Origin of the sequence: Hydrogenophaga sp. (assembly GCF_019264445.1) — a bacterium.
Lineage (GTDB): Bacteria > Pseudomonadota > Gammaproteobacteria > Burkholderiales > Burkholderiaceae_C > Hydrogenophaga.
In genome coordinates this window covers 72,543-92,850 of record NZ_JAHVAB010000079.1, presented here as the reverse complement: position 1 = coordinate 92,850, position 20,308 = coordinate 72,543, and the positions used below count along the sequence as shown (strand labels likewise).

At 65.1% G+C, this 20,308-nt stretch carries 18 protein-coding genes; 8 read left to right on the top strand and 10 right to left on the bottom strand.

What is annotated here, in order from left to right; genetic code table 11:
- Positions 1–24: 24 nt before the first annotated feature.
- The 9 genes from KXJ60_RS18240 to KXJ60_RS18200 all read right to left on the bottom strand — a co-directional run bounded on the left by KXJ60_RS18240 (position 25) and on the right by KXJ60_RS18200 (position 11,735).
- Entirely contained in the window at positions 25–792 is a 768-nt protein-coding gene (locus tag KXJ60_RS18240) for an ABC transporter permease (RefSeq protein ID WP_291131219.1), read from the bottom strand.
- Positions 793–807: 15 nt separating this feature from the next.
- Entirely contained in the window at positions 808–1,638 is an 831-nt protein-coding gene (locus tag KXJ60_RS18235; protein ID WP_291131217.1) for an ABC transporter ATP-binding protein, read from the bottom strand.
- Between the two features lie 71 nt (positions 1,639–1,709).
- Positions 1,710–2,741, bottom strand: coding sequence for an ABC transporter substrate-binding protein (locus tag KXJ60_RS18230; protein WP_291131215.1), 1,032 nt, complete (start codon positions 2,739–2,741; stop codon positions 1,710–1,712).
- 285 nt (positions 2,742–3,026) lie between these two features.
- Entirely contained in the window at positions 3,027–4,508 is a 1,482-nt protein-coding gene (locus KXJ60_RS18225; RefSeq protein WP_291131213.1) for a nucleobase:cation symporter-2 family protein, read from the bottom strand.
- A 164-nt stretch (positions 4,509–4,672) separates the two neighbouring features.
- Positions 4,673–6,961, bottom strand: coding sequence for an NADP-dependent malic enzyme (locus tag KXJ60_RS18220; protein ID WP_291131211.1), 2,289 nt, complete (start codon positions 6,959–6,961; stop codon positions 4,673–4,675).
- 101 nt (positions 6,962–7,062) lie between these two features.
- Positions 7,063–8,310: a M20/M25/M40 family metallo-hydrolase gene (locus KXJ60_RS18215; protein ID WP_291131209.1), complete on the bottom strand. Its 1,248-nt coding sequence runs from the start codon at positions 8,308–8,310 to the stop codon at positions 7,063–7,065.
- A gap of 5 nt (positions 8,311–8,315) precedes the next feature.
- A complete protein-coding gene (gene uraD / locus KXJ60_RS18210) occupies positions 8,316–10,100 on the bottom strand; it encodes a 2-oxo-4-hydroxy-4-carboxy-5-ureidoimidazoline decarboxylase (RefSeq protein WP_291131207.1) in 1,785 nt (594 codons plus the stop codon).
- 22 nt (positions 10,101–10,122) lie between these two features.
- Positions 10,123–11,073 (bottom strand): allantoinase PuuE, encoded by a 951-nt coding sequence (gene puuE, locus KXJ60_RS18205; protein WP_291131205.1) that lies wholly within the window; start codon positions 11,071–11,073, stop codon positions 10,123–10,125.
- Entirely contained in the window at positions 11,070–11,735 is a 666-nt protein-coding gene (locus KXJ60_RS18200; protein ID WP_291131203.1) for a GntR family transcriptional regulator, read from the bottom strand. Before KXJ60_RS18200 ends, puuE begins: the two co-directional genes overlap by 4 nt.
- 74 nt (positions 11,736–11,809) lie before the next feature.
- Here KXJ60_RS18200 and uraH point away from each other — a divergent pair, with 74 nt between their 5' ends.
- Positions 11,810–12,163: a hydroxyisourate hydrolase gene (gene uraH, locus KXJ60_RS18195; protein ID WP_291131201.1), complete on the top strand. Its 354-nt coding sequence runs from the start codon at positions 11,810–11,812 to the stop codon at positions 12,161–12,163.
- Positions 12,164–12,220: 57 nt separating this feature from the next.
- Here the strand turns inward: uraH and KXJ60_RS21700 are convergent, their stop codons facing one another.
- The gene (locus tag KXJ60_RS21700) at positions 12,221–12,568 is read right to left on the bottom strand and encodes a hypothetical protein (RefSeq protein WP_363318068.1); all 348 of its coding nucleotides are present in this window, start codon (positions 12,566–12,568) and stop codon (positions 12,221–12,223) included.
- 390 nt (positions 12,569–12,958) lie between these two features.
- Here KXJ60_RS21700 and xdhC point away from each other — a divergent pair, with 390 nt between their 5' ends.
- The 7 genes from xdhC to fghA all read left to right on the top strand — a co-directional run bounded on the left by xdhC (position 12,959) and on the right by fghA (position 20,304).
- Positions 12,959–13,783: a xanthine dehydrogenase accessory protein XdhC gene (xdhC, locus tag KXJ60_RS18185; RefSeq protein ID WP_291131197.1), complete on the top strand. Its 825-nt coding sequence runs from the start codon at positions 12,959–12,961 to the stop codon at positions 13,781–13,783.
- Positions 13,784–13,925: 142 nt separating this feature from the next.
- Positions 13,926–14,657 carry an aspartate/glutamate racemase family protein gene (locus KXJ60_RS18180; RefSeq protein ID WP_291131227.1) on the top strand — a complete coding sequence of 244 codons (732 nt, stop codon included), beginning with the start codon at positions 13,926–13,928 and terminating at the stop codon, positions 14,655–14,657.
- 37 nt (positions 14,658–14,694) lie between these two features.
- On the top strand, positions 14,695–16,065 hold the full coding sequence (locus KXJ60_RS18175) for an NCS1 family transporter (protein ID WP_291131195.1): 1,371 nt from the start codon (positions 14,695–14,697) through the stop codon (positions 16,063–16,065).
- A gap of 15 nt (positions 16,066–16,080) precedes the next feature.
- Positions 16,081–16,827, top strand: coding sequence for a GntR family transcriptional regulator (locus KXJ60_RS18170; RefSeq protein ID WP_291131193.1), 747 nt, complete (start codon positions 16,081–16,083; stop codon positions 16,825–16,827).
- 207 nt (positions 16,828–17,034) lie between these two features.
- Positions 17,035–18,231 carry a urate hydroxylase PuuD gene (locus KXJ60_RS18165; RefSeq protein ID WP_291131191.1) on the top strand — a complete coding sequence of 399 codons (1,197 nt, stop codon included), beginning with the start codon at positions 17,035–17,037 and terminating at the stop codon, positions 18,229–18,231.
- A 121-nt stretch (positions 18,232–18,352) separates the two neighbouring features.
- Entirely contained in the window at positions 18,353–19,459 is a 1,107-nt protein-coding gene (locus tag KXJ60_RS18160) for an S-(hydroxymethyl)glutathione dehydrogenase/class III alcohol dehydrogenase (protein ID WP_291131189.1), read from the top strand.
- Entirely contained in the window at positions 19,459–20,304 is an 846-nt protein-coding gene (gene fghA, locus KXJ60_RS18155) for an S-formylglutathione hydrolase (protein ID WP_291131187.1), read from the top strand. Before KXJ60_RS18160 ends, fghA begins: the two co-directional genes overlap by 1 nt.
- Positions 20,305–20,308 lie beyond the last annotated feature (4 nt).

Here is a 20,308-nt window from a genome sequence, read left to right as displayed (position 1 = left end):
GGTGCCGGGTGATCTGATCCGCGTTCACGTGTTCTGCGAACCGCGGTGCGCCCAGGCCGTGGTGTGCTTTTCGACGAAGCTGAACAGCTCGTACATCGCCATGGCCATCACACCCACCACCAGCAAGCCGCTGAACGCCAGACCCATCTGCATCGACGAGCCCGCCGAAATCAGCAGGTAGCCAATGCCTTCGTTCGACGCCGTCATTTCAGACACCGTGGTGCCCACAAACGCCAGCGTGATCGCCACCTTCAGCGAGCCGAAGAAATAGGGCATGGAGCGCGGCAGGCCAACCTTGGTGAGCACGTCCCAGCGCTTGGCGCCCAGCACGCGCAACACGTCTTCCAGCTCGGGCTCCAGCGTGGCGAGACCCGTGGCGATGTTCACCATGATGGGGAAGAACGAGATGAGGAAAGCCGTGAGGATGGCCGGGCCCACGCCGATGCCGAACCACACCACCAGGATCGGCACAAAGGCGGCCTTGGGCAGGGCGTTGAACGCCGTCATGAGCGGGTACACCGCCGCGTAGGCCAGGCGCGAGCTGCCGATGAGGAAACCCAGCAGCACCCCGACCACGATGGCAATGCCAAAGCCGGCCATCGTCACCCAGTAGGTGCGCCACGCATGCCCGAGGATGGTGACCTTGTGCTCCAGCGTCTGCTCCCAGATGCGCGACGGGCTGGGAAAGATGAACTCGGAGACACCAAACCCCCGCGTGATGATTTCCCACAGCGCAATGATGGCCAGCAGCAGCAGGAAGGGCGACCAGCGCTCCATGTGTTTGTTGTGCATGTTGCTCACTCCCTCTTATTGGTTGATCACGGTACCGGCCTTGCGCATGGCACCGATGTGCCCGCGCAGCTCGTGCACGATGTCGGAGAACTCTTTGGTGTAGGTCACCTCGAGGTCGCGCGTGCGCGGGATCGGGATCTCGCGCTGCACCACGAAACGGCCCGGGCTCTTGCTCATGCAGTACACCGTGTCGGCCAGAAACACCGATTCGCGCAGGTCGTGCGTGACCAGGATGACGTTGAACTGCTGTGCCTCCCACAGGTCGCGCAGCGTGCACCAGAGCTCTTCGCGTGTGAAGGCGTCGAGCGCGCCAAAGGGCTCGTCGAGCAGCAGCATCTTGGGCTCGTGAATGAGCGCGCGGCAGATGCTGGCGCGCTGCTGCATGCCGCCCGAGAGCTCCCACGGAAATTTTTTCTCCATGCCGCCCAGGCCCACGCTGGCCAGCAGCTTCTTGGCGCGCTCTTCGAATTCCTTGCGGCGGTCCTTGAACTGGCTGCGAAACGGCTCGACGATTTCCAGCGGCAGCAGCACGTTGTCCAGCGTGGTGCGCCAGGGCAACAGCGACGGCGCCTGGAACGCCATGCCCGAGATCTTCAGCGGGCCCGTGACGGGCTGACCGTCGATGCGGATGCGCCCCATGCTGGGCATCTTCAGCCCCGTGGTGAGCTTCATGAACGTGGACTTGCCACAGCCCGAAGGCCCCACGATGGCGATGAATTCACCGCGCTTGACCTTGAGGTTGATGTCTTCGACAGCGAAGATGTTCTGCGCCCGCAGGTCTTCGTTGTAGGCCAGCCAGACCTGGTCGAAATCGACAAAGGGCGCGTCGCTGGAGGCGTCTTGCATGCGAGTCTTCCTGAAAAAAAGGCCAGCCGCCGCGGGGTGGCTGGCCTGAGCCTGAGGCTCGGGGCCGGTGTTTATTTCTTGACGGGCGGCAGCACGTTGAGTTCGGCAGCCGTTGGCAGCATGGAGCCGTTCCAGATCGCCGTGGGGTCGATGCGGGTCTTGGTGGCGTAGGCGTCAGACACCTGCGATGCCATCAGCGAGAGGCGGCCCGGGTTGACCTGGCCAAAGCCTTCCTTGCGAGCGTCCGGGCTGGCCACCACGGAGTCGATGGCCAGTTGCAGGCGGCGGGTTTCCAGCGGCACGTTGATGATGCCGTCGCGCGCCTTCACGGTCTCGATGCTGGCAGCCGGGTTGGCCATGACTTCCTTGGCGCCCTTGGCGAAGGCGGTCAGGAAGGCTTTCACGGCGGCCGGGTTCTCCTTGATCATCTTGGGCGAGGCGATGATGACGTTGCCGTAGAGCTTCACGCCGTAGTCGGCGTAGGGCAGGATGATCACGTCTTCGGCCTTCACGCCGCGCGCTTCCAGGTTCAGCAGCGAGGTGAACGAGAAGCCGGTGATGGCGTCGATGTCGCCGCGCACGAGCATGGTTTCGCGCAGCGGTGGGTCCATCGACGTCCAGTTCACGCTGCTGATGTTGTTGGCCTTCTGGAAGATCGGGTAGGCCTTGCGGCCGGCGTCGAACACCGGCGCGCCCAGCTTCTTGCCATTGAGGTCGGCGGGCTTGGTGATGCCGCTCTTCTTGAGCGCGAGCACGGCGGCCGGCGTGTTGTTGTAGACCATCATCACGGCCACCGGCTTGTTGGGTGCGTCCGGGTTGTTGGCGTGGAACTCCATGAGCGCGGCCAGGTCGGCAAAGCCCAGGTCGTAGCTGCCCGAAGCCACGCGGGTGACGGTGCCACCCGAGCCGTTGCCGGAGTCGATCGTCACGTCCAGGCCGGCGGCCTTGAAGTAGCCCTTGGCGGCGGGCTGCAGGAACAGCGCGGCGGGACCTTCAAAGCGCCAGTCCAGCTGGAACTTGATCGGCGTCTGGGCGTGGGCACTGCCGAAAGCGGCGGCCGCTGCCAGGGCGGCGGTGGTCTTGATGAAGTGGCGCTTGTTCATGGTTTCTCCTGTGGTGGTGGGTTTGCAGGGGTCGGCTCAGTCGTCACCCGGGCATGCGTGTGTCGTCAGCAATAAAGGTGCCAGCGGTGCGGCGCATCAAAAAGGCGCCCGGGCGCCTTTTTGAGCACAGAATTTGTATACAGATTCTTGCGGGGAGCGCGCTGTGCGGCATCGAGACTAACCCTGAATGGTGCGCACCACATCGGGGCTTGCACCATGTCGGGGCGGCATGACCCCGAAAAAAAGGCCCCGTGAGGGGCCTGTTGGCGCGGTGCTGGCGGGTGCTCAATGCGCATCGGCGTGTTTGGCCGCCTCGACCGCCGCGCGGGCATCGCCCTGGCCGCCGTTGAAGTACAGGTTGAGCGCCACCGCGCTGATGGACGCGAGCAGGATGCCGGACTCGATCAGCGGGTGGATGGCGTGGGGCATCCACTGCTTGAAGTTGGGCGCCACCAGCGGGATCATGCCGAAGCCGATCGACACCGCCACGATGAAAAGGTTGTTGCGGTTGCCCTTGTAGTCCACGCCCGCCAGGATGCGGATGCCCGTGGCCGCCACCATGCCGAACATCACCAGCCCCGCGCCACCGAGCACGAAGGTGGGGAGCGACTCGACCAGCGCCGCCATTTTGGGCAGCAGCCCCAGCACGATGAGGATGACGCCGCCGGCCACGCACACAAAGCGGCTCTTCACGCCCGTCACGCCCACCAGACCCACGTTCTGCGAGAAGCTGGTGTAGGGGAAGGTGTTGAAGATGCCGCCGATCAGCGTGCCCAGGCCGTCGGTGCGCAGGCCGGCGGTGAGCGCCTTCTGGTCGATCTTGCGCTCGGTCATGTCGCCCAGCGCGAGGAACATGCCCGTGGATTCGATCATCACCACGATCATCACCAGGCTCATGGTGAGGATGAGGATAGGGTCGAAGATCGGGGCGGCGATTTCGAAGGGCAGCACGAGGTCGAACCAGTTCGCCTTGCCCACCTTGTCGAAATTCATGAGGCCCGACGCGGTGGCAATGACACCCCCGATGACGATGCCCAGCAGCACCGAGATGTTGGCGATGAAGCCGCGCGCGTACTTCGCAATGAGCAGGATGGCGGCCAGCACGATGGCCGCGATGGCGATGTGTGGCATCTGCGCGTAGGCCGGGTTGGGCACGCTGCCCACAATGGCCATGCCCGATGGCACGGCGGGCACCGCGCCGCTGGCGGCGGCCTGCTTGACGGTGTCGAGCCACTTCAGGTGCTCGGGGTTGGGGATGCTGGGCGCGGTCGGGCCAAAGGGGTTGCCAAAGATCCAGTTGATGCCGATGCGCATGAGGCTGATGCCGATGACCGCAATGATGGTGCCGGTGACCACGGGCGGGAAGAAGCGCAGCATGCGGCTGACGATGGGCGCGATCAGGATGGAGACCACACCCGCACCGATGATGGAACCAAAGATCAGCCCGGCGCCCTGCACGCCGGGGTTGCTGTTGGCCATGGCGACCATGGGCGCCACGGAGGCAAACGTCACACCCATCATCACCGGCAGCTTGATGCCGAACCACTGCGTGGCACCCAGCGCCTGGATGAGCGTGACGAGGCCGCAGCAGAAAAGGTCGGCCGAGATCAGCATGGCCACCTGCTCGGGGCTGAGCTTGAGCGCGCGCCCCACGATGAGGGGCACCGCGACCGCGCCGGCGTACATCACCAGAACATGCTGCAGCCCGAGGGCGGTGAGTTTTCCAGTGGGCAGAACTTCGTCAACCGGGTGAACGGCAGTGGACATGTGGGGTTCCTTTGGGGGCGTATGTGGTCTTCAATGCATGCAAATGTGTATACAGTTTATGTGTGCGATCTGATAGGGGGCAGCTAGGGGAAACCCGGTTTCAGACCAGTGGTACCGACGAAAAAAAGGGACGCCGTGGCGTCCCTTTTTCAGTGGGCGTGAGCTCAGCTGCGTGCCGCGCCGCTGGCTGCCGCCAGCGCCGTCATGTTGAGCACGCGCCGCACCGTGGCCGCCGGCGTCAGGATGTGCACCGTGCCCGCCGACCCCATGAGGATCGGGCCCACGGTCACGCCACCGCTGGTGGTGGTCTTCATCACGTTGTAGAGGATGTTGGCCGCGTCCAGGTTCGGGCAGATCAGCAGGTTGGCCGAACCCGTGAGCGTGCTCTCAGCCAGGTACGCGCTGCGAATCTCGGGCTGCAGCGCGGCGTCGCCGTGCAGCTCGCCGTCGCATTCGATCTCCGGGTGAGCCGCCACGAACAGGTCTCGCGCCTGCGCCATCTTGCGCGCCGACGGGCGCTTGCTCGAGCCATAGCTCGAATGCGACAGAAACGCCACCTTGGGCGGCAGGCCGAAGCGCTGCACTTCCTGCGCGGCCATCCACGCGATCTCGGCCAGCTCTTCGGCCGTGGGCGTTTCGTTCACATACGTGTCGGCAATGAACACCGGGCCGCGGTCGGTCATGAGGGCGTTCACCGAGGCGTACAGGCCCGCGCCTTCGCGGCGGCCCAGCACGTTGTGGATGCGCTCCAGGTGCGTCATGTAGCCGCCCACCAGGCCGCAGATGAGCGCGTCGGCATCGCCCAGCGACACCATCAGCGAGCCGATGATGGTGTTGGAGCGGCGCACGGCGGCCTTGGCCACTTCGGGCGTGGCGCCTTCGCGGCCCATGAGCTGGTGGTAGTGCTCCCAGTACTGCCGGAAGCGCGGATCGTCTTCCGGGTTCACGTTTTGCACGTCCTGCCCGAGCTTCATGCGCAGGCCCGCCTTGGCAATGCGCGCCTCGATCACGGCCGGGCGCCCGATCAGGATCGGCTGGGCGAGCTGGTCGTCAATGGCCAGTTGCGCCGCGCGCAGCGCGCGCTCGTCTTCGCCGTCGGCATAGGCGACGCGCTGCTTCTTCGGCGCGGCTTTGGCGGCGTTGAAGATCGGCTGCATCAGGATGCCGGTCTGGTACACGAAGCGGCCCAGTTGCTGGCGGTAGGCGTCCATGTCGGTGATCGGGCGCGTGGCCACACCGGAGTCGGCGGCGGCCTGCGCCACGGCGGGCGCAATGCGCAGGATCAGGCGCGAATCGAACGGCTTGGGGATGATGTAGTCGGGGCCGAAGCTGAGGTCTTGCCCGGCGTAGGCGTTGGCCACTTCTTCGCTGGTCTCGCTCTTCACCAGATCGGCGATCTGGCGCACGCAGGCCAGCTTCATTTCTTCGGTGATGCGCGTGGCGCCGCAGTCCAGCGCGCCACGGAAGATGTACGGGAAGCACAGGACGTTGTTGACCTGGTTCGGGTAGTCGCTGCGGCCGGTGGCGATGATGACGTCGGGGCGCACGGCCTTGGCCAGCTCGGGCCGGATCTCCGGCTCGGGGTTGGCCAGCGCCAGCACGATGGGCTTGGGCCCCATGCTCTTCATCATGTCGGCGGTGAGCACGCCCGCGGCCGAGCAGCCCAGGAACACGTCGGCGCCGTCCACGGCATCGGCCAGCGTGCGCTTGTCGGTCTTTTGTGCGTAGCGCGCCTTCGATTCGTCGTAGCCACCGGGACGACCTTCGTAGATGACGCCCTTGGAGTCGCACACAAAAATGTTGTGGCGCGAAACGCCGAGGCCCACCATCACATCCAGGCAGGCGATGGCGGCCGCACCGGCGCCACTGACGGCCAGCTTCACCGAAGCAATGTCCTTGCCGACCAGTTCCAGGCCGTTGAGCAGCGCAGCGGCCGAGATGATGGCGGTGCCGTGCTGGTCGTCGTGGAACACCGGAATGCCCATGCGCTCGCGCAGCTTCTTCTCGATGTAGAAGCACTCGGGCGCCTTGATGTCTTCGAGGTTGATGCCGCCCAGCGTGGGTTCCAGCGCCGCGATGATCTCGACCAGCTTGTCCGGGTCCTTCTCGTCAAGCTCGATGTCGAACACATCGATGCCGGCGAACTTCTTGAACAGGCAGCCCTTGCCTTCCATCACCGGCTTGGCGGCCAGCGGGCCGATGTCGCCCAGGCCGAGCACGGCCGTGCCGTTGGTGATCACACCCACCAGGTTGCCGCGCGAGGTGTACTCGGCGGCGGTGGCGGGGTCGGCTTCGATGGCCAGGCAGGGGTAGGCCACGCCGGGTGAGTAGGCCAGCGAGAGGTCGCGCTGGTTGGACAGGGGCTTGGTGGGAGTGACGGCGATCTTGCCGCGCGAGGGGGTGCGGTGGTATTCGAATGCGGCGTCGCGCAGCGCTTGTTCTGCTGGGGTCATGGGGTCTCCGTGTAGGCGTGAAAGCGAGGTCATTGTGTCACGCACATGGCCCCGCCAGGCGCAGCGGCGCGCCGTGTTTCAAGGATGAGGCGATGGCCGCTTCAGGCCGGCTGCAGCAGGTCGAACAAGCTGCGCGCAATGACTTGGGTGGCGCGCCGGAGGTCTTCAAGCTGCAGGTGTTCGTCGGCGCGCTTGGCGTTGGACTCGCGCACCGTGCGCGGGCCAGCGCCGTAGATCACGCCCGGGATGCCGCGCTCCACATACAGGCGCACATCGGTGTAGAGCGGCGTGCCCACCGCAGGAATGGTTTCACCGAACACCGCCTTGCCGTGCTTCTGGATGGCTTGCACCAGCGGCTGGTTGCCCGCGAGCGGCTTCATGGCGCGGGCAAGCAGGATGCGGCGCACGTCCACTTTCAATTGCTTGCCGCCACGCGGCGGCTGGAAGCTGGCCGCGGCCTGCTCGATGGTGCGGCGCAGTGAGGCTTCCACTTCCGCCGGGTCTTCCTCGGGGATCATGCGGCGGTCGATCTTGAGCACGACCTTGCCGGGGATCACGTTGGTGTTGGTGCCGCCGGCGATCTGGCCGACGTTGAGATACGGGTGGGTGATGCCTTCGACGTTCGATGTGACCTTGAGGTAGTCGGCGTTGAGGGCGTAGAGCGCGTTGAGGATGTGCGTGGCGCCTTGCAGCGCGTCGGTGCCGCTGTCGGGAATGGCCGCGTGCGCCATGTCGCCGTGCACGGTCACTTCCAGTTGCAGGCAGCCGTTGTGCGCCACCACCACCTGGTAGCTGAAGCCGGCAGCGATCATCAGATCGGGCTGGGTGAGGCCCTTCTTCAGCAGCCAGTCGGGGCCGACTTCGCCGCCGTATTCCTCGTCGTAAGTCACGTGCAGTTCCACACTGCCGGCGAGCTTCGCGTTGAGCGATTCGAGCGCGCGGATGGCAAAGGTGAAGCTGGCGATGTCGCACTTGCTCACCGCCGTGGCACGGCCGTAGATCTTGCCGTCCACGATCTCGCCGCCGTAGGGATCGTGCGTCCAGCCCTCGCCGGGCGGCACCACGTCGCCGTGGGCGTTCAGGGCAATCGTCTTGCCAGCACCGTAGGGGCGGCGCACGATCAGGTTGGTGATGGTCTGCAGGCCGGCGGCTTCCACTTCGGCCTGGGGTACCGCGTGCTTCTCGGCGATCAGGCCCATGCCGGCGAGCAGCTCGGCGGTGCGTTCGGCGTGTGGCGCGTTGTTGCCAGGTGGCGTGTCGGTGGGTACGCGCACGAGTTCCTGCAGAAAGCGCACCTCCTCGTCGAAGTGGGCGTCGATCCAGGCATCCAGTTGTTGTTCGATGGTCATGGCGTTCAGTGCGTGTGTTCGGTGGCGAGTTGTTCGAGCAGGTTCGAGAAAGCGTTGACGCTCAGCTCGATGTCGTCGCTGGTGGACGATTCCAGTGGGTTGTGGCTGATGCCGCTGTTGAGGCCGCGCACGAAAAGCATGGCCTGTGGCATCACTTCGTGCAGCTTCATGGCGTCGTGGCCCGCGCCGCTGGGCATGCGGTGCAGCGGCACACCCAGCGCGTTCACAGCACGCTCCCAGCGGGCTTGCCAGGCAGGTGCACTGGGGGCGGCGGCGGCGCGCATGGTTTCTTCGGTCTTCAGGCCGATGCCACGGCGCTCGCAGATGGCGCGCAGCTGCGCGAGGATGTCGCGCTCCAGCGCATCGCGCTGGGCGTTGCTGGGGGCGCGCAGGTCGAGCGAGAAGGTGCAACGGCCCGGCACCACATTGATGGAGCCGCCGGGCACCTGCAGCATGCCGATGGTGGCCACGGAGTCGCCGTCGGCACTGGCGCGCTGCTCGGCATAAAGCGCGAGCTCGGCCACGGCGCTGGCGGGGTCGCGGCGGCGGTTCATGGGCGTGGTGCCCGCGTGGCTGGCCATGCCGATGGCCTCGCACAGGTAGCGCACGCTGGCATTGATGGAGGTGACCACGCCCAGGGGCAGGTCCATCTCGTTGAGCACCGGGCCTTGTTCGATGTGCACTTCGACAAAGCCCAGGTACCGCGACGGATCGCGCTGCAGCGTGCCGATGGCCTCCAGCGTGCCGGGCAGGCCGGCGTGTTGCATGGCCTGGCGCATGGTCACGCCGTCGGCATCCTGCTGGTCAAGCCAGGCGGGGTTGAAGTGACCGGTGAGCGCGCCCGAGCCAAGAAAGGTGGCCTTGTAGCGCTGGCCTTCCTCTTCGGCGAAGCCCACCACCTCGATGCCGAACGGCAGCCGCCGGCCCGCGGCATGCAGGCGCTGCACGCAAGCCATGGGCACGAAGATGCCCAGGCGGCCGTCGTACTTGCCGCCGTTGCGCACCGTGTCGTAGTGGCTGCCAGTGAGCAGGGCGGGGGCGTCGGCGGTGCTGCCGTGGTAGCGCCCCACCACGTTGCCCACGGCGTCGATGCCCACGTCGTCAAAGCCGCATTCGCGCATGCGGGTTGCGATGTCGGCCGCGCAGGCGCGGTGTGCGTCGGTGAGGTAGGTCACCGTGAGCTGTCCCTGCTCGGCAAAGCCCGGGTCGCTGTGGCGGGCCAGGTCTTCGTGCCAGTCCCACACCGTGTGGCCGGTAACGGGTTCGAAGCCGAACTTGTCATTCAGCCGAATCTCGGCGATGCGGTGGATGTGCCGCAGGCACTCGGCGCGCTCGAAGTCCGCCGGGTTGCCCAGGCGGCGTTCGAACGTGGCGATGATCTCGCGCTTGGGCAGGCCTGTGCCGCGCGGCCCGCGCACGGCGAGGATGAAGGGGAAACCAAACTTCGCGTTGTACTGCGCGTTGAGTTGCTGGATGTGCGCGAATTCTTCAGGCGTGCAATGGGTGAGGCCTGCCTTCGTCTGTTCGTTGGTGGATTCGACCGTCAGCGACTGGCTCACCATGGCCCTGCCCGCCAGCTCGGGGTGGGCGCGAATGAGCGCGAGCTGGGCGTCGGTGCTGGCCTGGGCGAGCACGGTCACCATGGCGTGTTTGAGCGCGGCCAGGGACGCAAAAGGCCGTTGCGCGAGCGCCTGCTGGGCAATCCAGGGTGAGTGCTCGTACAGGCCGTCGAGCATCTGCGCGGCCTCGGTCAGCGGCGCGTCGTTGAGTTGTTGCAGGGTGATGGGCATGAAGGGGTCTCGGGCGGCGTGTTCAGGTGGTGCTGACGGGGTGCGTGGCCTTCCAGTGGCGCGCGATGTCCAGGCGCCGCGCCACCCAGACCTTGTCGTGCCGCTGAATGTGATCGAGGAAGCGTTGCAACGCGGTGATGCGACCCGGGCGGCCGAGCAGACGGCAGTGCATGCCGATGCTCATCATCTTGGGGCGGTCCAGCCCGGCGGGGTCGCCTTCGGCGTAGAGCGCATCGAAGGTGTCCTTCATGTACTGGAAGAACGGGTCGGCGTGCGAATAGCCCTGGGGCAGGGCGAAGCGCATGTCGTTGCAGTCCAGCGTGTAGGGCACGATCAACTGGTGCGCGTCGCTACCATCGGTTTTGCGCACTTTCATCCAGAAGGGCAGGTCGTCGCCGTAATAGTCGCTGTCGTATTCGAAGCCACCGAAGTCCGCCACCAGCCGGCGGGTGTTGGGGCTGTCACGCCCGGTGTACCAACCCAGCGGGCGGCTGCCGGTGAGTTGCTCGATGAGCTGCATGGCCTGCGCCATGTGGGCGCGCTCCGTGGCCTCGTCCACGTTCTGGTAATGGATCCACTTCCAGCCGTGGCAGGCGATGTCGTGGCCCAGCTCCTTCAGGGCGGCCGTCACATCCGGGCTGCGTTGCAACGCGGTGGCGATGCCAAACACCGTGAGCGGCAGGCCGCGCCGTTCGAACTCGCGCAGGATGCGCCAGACGCCCGCGCGCGAGCCGTATTCGTAGATGCCTTCCATGCTGATGTGGCGCGCGGGAAAGGCGGCGGGGTTGAACATCTCGGACAGAAACTGTTCGGACGCATCGTCCCCGTGCAGCACGCTGTTTTCGCCGCCTTCTTCGTAGTTCAGCACGAACTGCACCGCGATGCGCGCGCCGTTGGGCCAACGGGCATGCGGCACGTCGCGGCCGTAACCGGCGAGATCGCGGGGGTAAGGGGCGGTGGAGTCGTAGGTCATGACAGGGCCATGGAGATGTCGTTGGTCGGCAGCTTGCGGTCGAAGGTGAGGTTTTCCTCGACGTGCAGCAGGTGTTCGTTCATCAGGCGCACCGCCAGCTCTTCGTCGCGCGCAGCCAGCGCCTTGACGATGTCGGCGTGCTCATCGTTTGAATGTTCGGCGGCCTGGTTGCTCTGGTACATGAGCGTGATCAAGGCGCAGCGCGAGATGAGCTCGCGCAGCAGCTCGGCCAGCACCTGGTTGCCCATGAGCTCGGCCATGCGCACGTGGAAGTCACCCAGCAACTCGGTGCGGCCTGCCACGTCTTCGTTGTTCACCGCTAGCTTTTCCTGCGCCACGTGTTCGCGCAGCGCCTTGAGCTTGGCGTTGGTCACGGTCTTGACGAAAGCGCGCGTCATTTCCACCTCGAGCATGCGGCGCACGGCAAACACCTGCTGTGCTTCTTCCACCGAAGGCGTGGCCACGAAGGCACCCCGCGCGGGCTCCAGCCGGATCAGCCGGTTCTGGGAAAGCTGGAAGAGGGCCTGGCGAACCAGGGTGCGCGAGACGCCGAAGTGGTCCGCCAGTTTTTGCTCGGCCAGCTTGGTGCCCGGGTGCAAACGGTGCTCCACGATGGCCCGTGTCAACGACTCGACGATGTGCAGGGTGCTGGAGGTTTCCATGAGGTCATCATATCCAGAAAAACAAAAAGTGTATACACTTTCGGTCGACCGTCAAACACACCAAGGACACAGCCATGGGCTTGAGCACACACGTACTGGACACGATGCACGGCTGCCCCGCCGCCGGCATGGTGGTGGAACTGCACACCACCGCTGGCGATGAGGCCACGCTGGTCAAGCGCTTCACCCTCAACCAGGATGGCCGCAACCCCGATGGCCTGCTGTACGACCACAGCAGCCTCAAGACCGGCACCTACCGCTTGGTGTTTGATGTGAAGGGCTACTTCGCGGCCAAGGGCGTGACCCTGCCCGAGCCCAACTTCCTCAACCGCGTGGCGCTGGACTTCGGTGTGGCGCACGCAGACCAGCATTACCACGTGCCGCTCCTGGTGAGCCCGTGGAGCTACTCCACCTACCGGGGCAGTTGATCGGCCATGAAAAAACCCGCCGGATGGGGCGGGTTCTTCTAGCGTTTTCGACGGTGTTCAGCGGTTGCGCTGGCCCTCGGTGAGGGTGTCGAGCTGGAAGTTGCCGCTCTTGTCCCACAACCACACATCGGTGTAGGTCACGCTGCCCATGCGAACGGGCGCAGGGAACGGGGCTGCGGCGCGCACGGTGCGCTCGATCTCGCGCATCACGTCGGGCACGTGGCTGGGCGCGCGCATCCAGCTGATGTTCTGCACATTGCCGCGCGCATCCACCTGCACCTGCAGAACGCCCACGGCATGCATCAGCGGGGGCAGCTGGCCCTTGTAGATGCGGTGGCTGTTGCGTTCGTAAATGTGGCGCGCGCCGTCCTTGCGGTAGTCCAGCGGCGAGACGGCATGCGACACGAGGGTCGGTGCGGGCAGCGCGCTAACGGGAGGTGGCGGTGCCGGCACGGGCGCCGGTGGTGGTGGCGGGGGTGGTGGGGGCGGGGGAGGCAGTGGTGCGGCGCAGGCGGCCAGCAGTGCGGCGGTGCAGATGCCAGCCCAGCTCCACGGGGAGCGTTGGCGGGTGGCGGCGTCGCGCTGGGCGGGACGCGGGGCAGAAGCGATGTCTCTCATGTGGGCAGGCCAGTAAGTCTGATCGGGTGCCGTGCCCTGGTCTTCGAGCGGACCATATGGCGAGGCGGATGGAGTGTATGGGCGTTTTTGACAGGGCGTGCGTACAGTACGGCGGATACTGGCCAGCCTTGATCCCGATTACGTCTCCATACATCTTTTTTGACGTCGGCGCCACACATGTCCGAAGCGCTTGAAACCTTTGTATTCCGTCTGGCGAGCGAACCGGCCGTGCTGGTGTCGGTGGGCGCCACGCGCGGTTCTGTGCCGCGCGAGTCTGGTGCGTGGATGGCCGTTTTTGCAGGTGCGACGGGCGGTGCCATCGGCACGATTGGCGGTGGTCACCTCGAGTGGGACGCGATGCGCCAGGCGCGCGAGGCGCTGGCATCCGCCAGCGCCACTGCAGACAGATGGACGCAGCCGGTCACGCTCGGCCCGAGCCTGGGGCAATGCTGTGGTGGTGCCCTGACGTTGCACTTCGAGCGGGTGGACGCTTCCCACATCGCTTCGCTGCGTGAACGTCTGCGCGAAGGTCACTCGCCGGTGGCGCTCTTTGGCGGCGGACACGTGGGCCATGCGCTGGTGAAGGCACTTGCGCCCCTGCCGTTCGATGTGACATGGATCGACAGCCGCGACGAAGTGTTTCCCGCCGATGTGCCCACGCATGTCCGCACCGAGCACTCCAATCCCGTGCAGGCGGCGGTGCGTGATGTGCCGCCGGGGGCAAGCGTGTTGATCATGAGCTTCTCGCACGCGGAAGACCTCGACATCGTCGCGGCCTGCCTGCAGCGGCTGCGCGAGCACCACGACCTCGGCTTCATTGGCCTCATCGGCAGCGCCACCAAATGGGCCACCTTTCGCAGCCGACTGCGCCAGCGCGGCTACAGCGACGAGGAAATGGCCCGCATCACCTGCCCGATCGGGTTGGCCGGCATTGCGGGCAAGGCGCCTGCGGTGATTGCAGCCTCGGTGGTGGCGCAGTTGCTGCAGACGATCGGCGCCTGAGCGCCGGCGGCCCAGGCCGCGCCCATCCCCAGCTCCCACCCCGGGAAAACCCCGACCCCGTTCGGATGATCGGCGCTTGCTGGATTCAATAGTTGTATACAAAATATGTTCACGAATATTGAATCCGAAACTGGAGTGCGACATGAAGATCCGGGTGATCAACCCCAACACCACCGCCGCCATGACCGACACCATTGCGCAGGCTGCGCGACGGGTTGCCGGGCCAGGCACGCAGATCGTCGCGACCCAGCCCGCCGGTGGTCCGGTGTCGATCGAGAGCCATTTCGATGAAGCGGTCGCCGCAGTCGGCGTCGCCGAAGAAGTGATGGCGGGGGAACGTGACGGAACCGATGCGTACGTCATCGCCTGCTTTGGCGACCCGGGTTTGCTGTCGGCGCGCGAACTCACCCGCGCGCCAGTGATCGGCATTGCGGAAGCGGCCTTTCACCTCGCCGCGATGATCTCAACCCGCTTCTCGGTGGTGACCACGCTGGGGCGCACCGGGATCATTGCCGAGCACTTGCTCGCGCAGTACGGGTTCGCGCATCAGTGCCGCCGCGTTCGCGCCGCTGAAATCCCGGTGCTCGATCTGGAGCACGACCCGCAAGCGGCCTTGCGCCGGATCATTCAGGAAAGCCAGCGCGCCAAGGAAGAGGACGGCATTGGCGCCATTGTGTTGGGGTGCGGCGGCATGGCCGACCTCACCGACACCATTGCCAAAGCAGTGGGACTGCCCGTGGTCGAGGGCGTCACCGCTGCCGTGAAATTGGCCGAATCGCTGGTTCATCTGGGTCTGCAGACCAGCAAGCACGGCGATCTTGATTTCCCACGCCCGAAGGCCTTTGCGGGCCAGTTCAGGCATTTCAGCGCCTGAGAAGCGCATCCTTTCATCACCACCGAGGAGACAACTCATGAGTGCATCGAACGACAAGGCCGCCGGCGAGGAATCGCTGGCGCCACAGGAAACCCGCATCATGGACCGCTGGTCCTACCTGCTCGCGTGGCTGGGGGGATGCGTGTCGATCGGTACCTTTGCCATGGGCTCAAGCCTGGTGGGAACGCTCAACCTGCTGCAGACGGCGGTGGCCATCGCCATTGGCTGTTTTGTCATTGGCGTGGCGCTCACCATCAATGGCGCGGCAGGCCACAAATACGGCATTCCGTTCATGGTGCAGGCGCGCACGGCCTTTGGCTTTGCCGGAACGCGCTTCCCGGGTCTGGTGCGTGCTGTGCCCGCCGTGGTGTGGTTTGGCTTCCAGAGTTGGGTGGGCGCAGGGGCGCTCAATGCCGTGTCTGCCACGCTGCTCGGTTTCGACAACCTGGTGGTCTGGTTCATCGTGTTTCAGCTGCTGCAGATTGCGCTGTCGGTGTACGGCTTCAAGGGCATCAAGTGGCTGGAGAACGTGGGCAGCGTGTTCATCCTCGCTTCGCTGATCTACATGTTCTACGCCGTCATTGCCAAGTTCGGTGGCGAGATCAACGAGAAGATCACCAGCATCGAAGGCACCTGGGGCATGCCCTTCTGGGGCGCAACGATGCTCTTCCTGGGCATCTACAGCACGATGATGCTCAACGTCAGCGACTATTCGCGCGAGCTGCACAAGCAGGTGCGCCCGGGTTTGCTCACCACCCTCTATTCCATGTCCATCCTGCCCGCCACGCTGTTCATGGGCCTGATCGGGCTCATGGTGTCGGGTGCCACGGGTGTGGCCGATCCGATCAAGGTGTTTTCCAGTGCCGTGGACAACACCCCGCTGCTGGTGACCACGCTGTTGTTCATTGCCTTTGCGCAGGTGACCACCAACGTGCTCAACAACGTGGTGCCCCCCGCGTATGTGCTGATGGACATGTTCAAGCTGTCGTTTCGCAAGTCGGCGGTGGTCGTGGGCCTGCTCGCGTTTTGCACGTTCCCTTGGGTGCTGGTGCGCGATGAATCTGCCAGTGGCCTGCAGATTTTTGTGCAGACCTATTCAGCTTTCCTTGGCCCCATCTTTGCTGTGCTGGTGGTCGACTACTACATCCTGCGCGGGCGCCGGCTCGACATCCAGAAGCTGTACGACGAGAACGGACCTTACCGCGGGGTGAACTGGGCGGGCATCATCGCCACGGGTGTGGGCGCGAGCGTGGCGCTGAGTTTCTCTGCGGTCAGCTGGTACGCCAGCCTGCTGCCAGCCGGGCTGGCGTATTACCTCCTCATGAACCACTGGGCCCCATGCCGCCGCTTCCTGGACGGATCCGAGGTCGCTGGCACGTCGATGCCCGCAGGCGGGCGCCGGGCCTGACCCTAGAATCCGCGCATGGCCAGAAAACGCAGCGATCCGGTGAGTGAAGCCCCAGTCCCCACCGGTGATGCGCTGGACGCGGCAGAGCGCGGACCCACGGTCGAGCGCATTGCCCAGGATGTGGCCTCGGCCATCGTGGAAAAGCGCATTCCGCCCGGCACCTGGCTGCGCGAAGAGGCCTTGGGCCGGGTGTATGCGGTCAGCCGCACGAAGGTGCGCGCTGCGCTGCTGATGCTGGCCAAGGACAAACTCGTCCAGACCATTCCCGACAAAGGCACCTTTGTGTGCCAACCCAGCGTGCAGGAGGCGCGCGAGGTGTTTTCAGCGCGCCGGCTGGTCGAAAGCCAGATCGTGCGCCTGTTTGTCGCCAAGGCCAGGCGGGCCGACTACGAGCGGCTGCGCCAGCACGTGCGGGTGGAACGGTCCACCCTCAAAGCCCCGGCGCTGGGCGTGGTGCGCGAAAAGCTGCTGGGCGACTTTCATGTCGCGTTGGCGGAGGCCGCCGGTCACCAGGTGCTGGCTGAGATCGTCACCGAACTTGTGGCGCGAAGCTCGCTGATTGCCATGCTCTACCAGAGCACCAACGACGCGCATTGCTCCACCGACGAGCACGAGCAGTTCCTGCGCATCTGCGAGTCCGGCAAGGTGGACGACGCGGTGGCCAACATGATGGAGCACCTGCACCGCCTCGAAGCCAGCCTGGATCTGAACCAGGACCGGCCAGATCGACAGCTCGATCTGGTTAACGCGCTGATGATGTGAGTGGGACAGGGTGGCACGACACGTGCTTGCCAACAGGCGAGGGCTCAGGGTTAACCCGGCAGCGGTTGTCTTCAGAAAGTGTATACACTTTGGCGATCCGGTCGCAGCGGAGCTGGGTGTGGAAACTCCACGCCCATGCGCGGCCCTCAGACGACTCAGAGCGCCCGCGGTGGTGAGTCGCAAGTTCTGACCTTGCATTGAGGTGCCATGGAAACCTACCTGCTCGACTGGGCCAATCTGCTGCTTCGCTGGCTGCACGTCATCGTGGCCATCGCCTGGATTGGCTCGTCCTTCTACTTCGTCTTTCTGGACAGCAGCCTGACGCCGCCGCAAGACGAGCAACTCAAGAAAGACGGCGTGAGCGGTGAGCTCTGGGCGCTGCACGGTGGCGGCTTCTACCACCCCGTGAAGTTCGCGGTGTCGCCGCCGAAGCTGCCCGAGCACCTGCACTGGTTCTACTGGGAGAGCTACTCCACCTGGCTCTCGGGCTTCGCGCTCTTTCTCATTTCCTACCTCTGGAGCCCGAGCGTCTACCTGATCGACCCGAAGGTGTTCGTGTGGTCGCCGGCTGCGGCCATTGCCACCGCGCTGGCATTCCTGGTGGTGTTCTGGTTGCTGTACGACGCCATCTGCCGCACGCTGGGTCAAAAGGACAACGGTGACGCCAAGGTGGGGGCGCTGGTGCTCGTGCTGGTGTGCTTTGCCGCGTGGCTGGCGACCCAGTTGTTTGCCGGGCGCGCGGCGTTCCTGCTGATGGGTGCGATGCTCGCCACCGCCATGAGCGCCAACGTGTTCTTCTGGATCATCCCGGGCCAGCGCACGGTGGTGGCCGACCTCAAGGCAGGCCGCCCTGTGGACCCCATCCACGGCAAGCGCGGCAAGCAGCGCAGCGTGCACAACACGTACTTCACGCTGCCGGTGGTGTTTGCCATGCTGAGCAACCACTACAGCTTCACCTACTCACACCCCCAGAACTGGTTGATCCTCATCGGCATGATGTTCGCCGGCGCTGCCATCCGCCAGTTCTTCGTCATGCGCCACGGCTACAAGCTGGGCCGCAACAAGCACCCCTGGCCCTACGCCGTGGCGGGTGTGGTGGCGCTGCTGGCCCTCATCGTCTGGCTCAGGCCCGCGCCGGTGCAGGCGGTGGCGGTGCCTGCCACCGTGAGCTATGCGCAGATCAAGCCTGTGATCGAGCAACGTTGCACCATGTGCCACGGGGAAGCGCTGCAGTCCAAAAACGTTCGGCTTGATTCGCCTGATGCCCTCAAGCAGCACGCCCAGGCGGTGTATCAGCAGGCGGTGGTCACCCGCGCCATGCCCATGAACAACGCCACCGGCCTGACGGAGGAAGAGCGCGCGCTGATCGGGCAGTGGTTCAAGGCGGGCGCCAAGGTGGAGTGAGGCCGGCGCGGCCTGGTTGCGCTTGGCGCAGGGGCGCGATGGGTTCATCGGGCGCCACATGAAGGTATTTGATCTGCGGTAACCTCGTGACCGATTTCACTACCTTCGAGCAGAGCACACCATGAAAACGCAAGCCGCCGTGGCCTGGAAAGCAGGCCAACCCCTCACCATCGAAACCGTGGACCTGCAGGGTCCGAAGTTCGGCGAAGTGCTGGTCGAAATCAAGGCCACAGGCATCTGCCACACCGACTACTACACGCTCTCCGGCGCCGACCCCGAGGGCATCTTCCCGGCGATCCTGGGTCATGAAGGCGCCGGCATCGTGGTGGACGTCGGACCCGGCGTGACCTCGCTCAAGAAGGGCGACCACGTCATTCCGCTCTACACGCCGGAATGCCGCCAGTGCAAGTTCTGCCTGAGCCGCAAGACCAACCTCTGCCAGCTGATTCGCGGCACCCAAGGCAAAGGGCTGATGCCCGATGCCACCAGCCGCTTCAGCATCGACGGCAAGCCCATCTTCCATTACATGGGCACCAGCACGTTCAGCAACTACACGGTGGCGCCTGAAATCTCCCTGGCCAAGATCCGCGAAGACGCGCCCTTTGACAAGGTCTGCTACATCGGTTGCGGTGTGACCACCGGCATCGGTGCGGTGATCTTCACCGCCAAGGTGGAGGCGGGCGCCAACGTGGTGGTGTTCGGTCTGGGTGGCATTGGCCTGAACGTGATCCAGGGCGCCAAGATGGTGGGCGCGGACAAGATCATTGGCGTCGACTTGAACCCCGAGCGCGAAGCCATGGCGCGCCAGTTCGGCATGACGCACTTCATCAATCCGAAGAACACCGAGAACGTGGTCGACGCCATCGTTCAGCTCACCGACGGCGGTGCCGACTACAGCTTCGAGTGCATCGGCAACACGCAGGTCATGCGCCAGGCGCTGGAGTGCACGCACAAAGGCTGGGGCCGCAGCATCATCATTGGTGTGGCAGAAGCGGGCGCTGAAATCAGCACCCGCCCGTTCCAGCTCGTGACCGGTCGCAAGTGGGAAGGCTCGGCCTTTGGTGGCGCGCGCGGCCGCACCGACGTGCCCAAGATCGTTGACTGGTACATGGAAGGCAAGATCAACATCGACGACCTGATCACCCACAAGCTCAAGCTGGCCGACATCAACGAAGGCTTCGCGCTCATGAAGCGCGGCGAATCCATCCGCGCGGTGGTGGAGTTCTGATGGCGCTGGAGACGCTCAGCGAGCACCGCTGCTTTTGCGGCGTACAGGGCTATTACCGGCATGCGTCGGCGGTGATCGGCTTGCCCATGAAGTTCGGCGTGTTCGTGCCACCGCAGGCTGCGCAGGGGCCGGTACCGGTGTTGTTTTTCCTCGCGGGACTCACTTGCACCGAGGAAACCTTTGCCATCAAGGCGGGTGCGCAGCGCGTTGCCGCCGAGCTAGGACTCATGCTGGTGACGCCCGATACCAGTCCGCGCGACACCGGCATTGAAGGCGCCAGCGCCGCGTGGGATTTCGGCCACGGTGCCGGCTTCTACCTCGATGCCACGCAGGCCCCCTGGGCGAAGCACTTCCGCATGGAGAGCTGGATCACCCAGGAGCTGCGTGAGTGTGTGCTCTCGAGCTTTGCGGCGCGCGCCGACCGTGTGGGGGTGTTCGGCCACTCCATGGGCGGGCACGGCGCACTCACGCTGGCCTTGCGCCACCCCTCACTTTTTCAAAGCGTGTCGGCCTTAGCCCCCATTGCCGCGCCCACCCAGTGCCCTTGGGGCGAAAAGGCGTTCACCGGTTATCTGGGCGACGACCGCGCCGCCTGGGCGGAGCACGATGCCACGGAGCTCGTGAAAGCCGGGCGCAAGGTGCCGCCGCTCTTGATCGATCAAGGCCTGGCGGACAACTTTCTGGCTGCCCAGTTGCACCCGCACTTGTTTGAGGCGGCCTGCAAGCGGGCAGGGCAAGCGCTGACGCTGCGCCGACACGAAGGCTACGACCACGGTTACTTCTTCATTGCCACCTTTGTTGAAGACCATCTGCGCCACCACGCGCAGACGCTGGCGGCCCACTGAACCC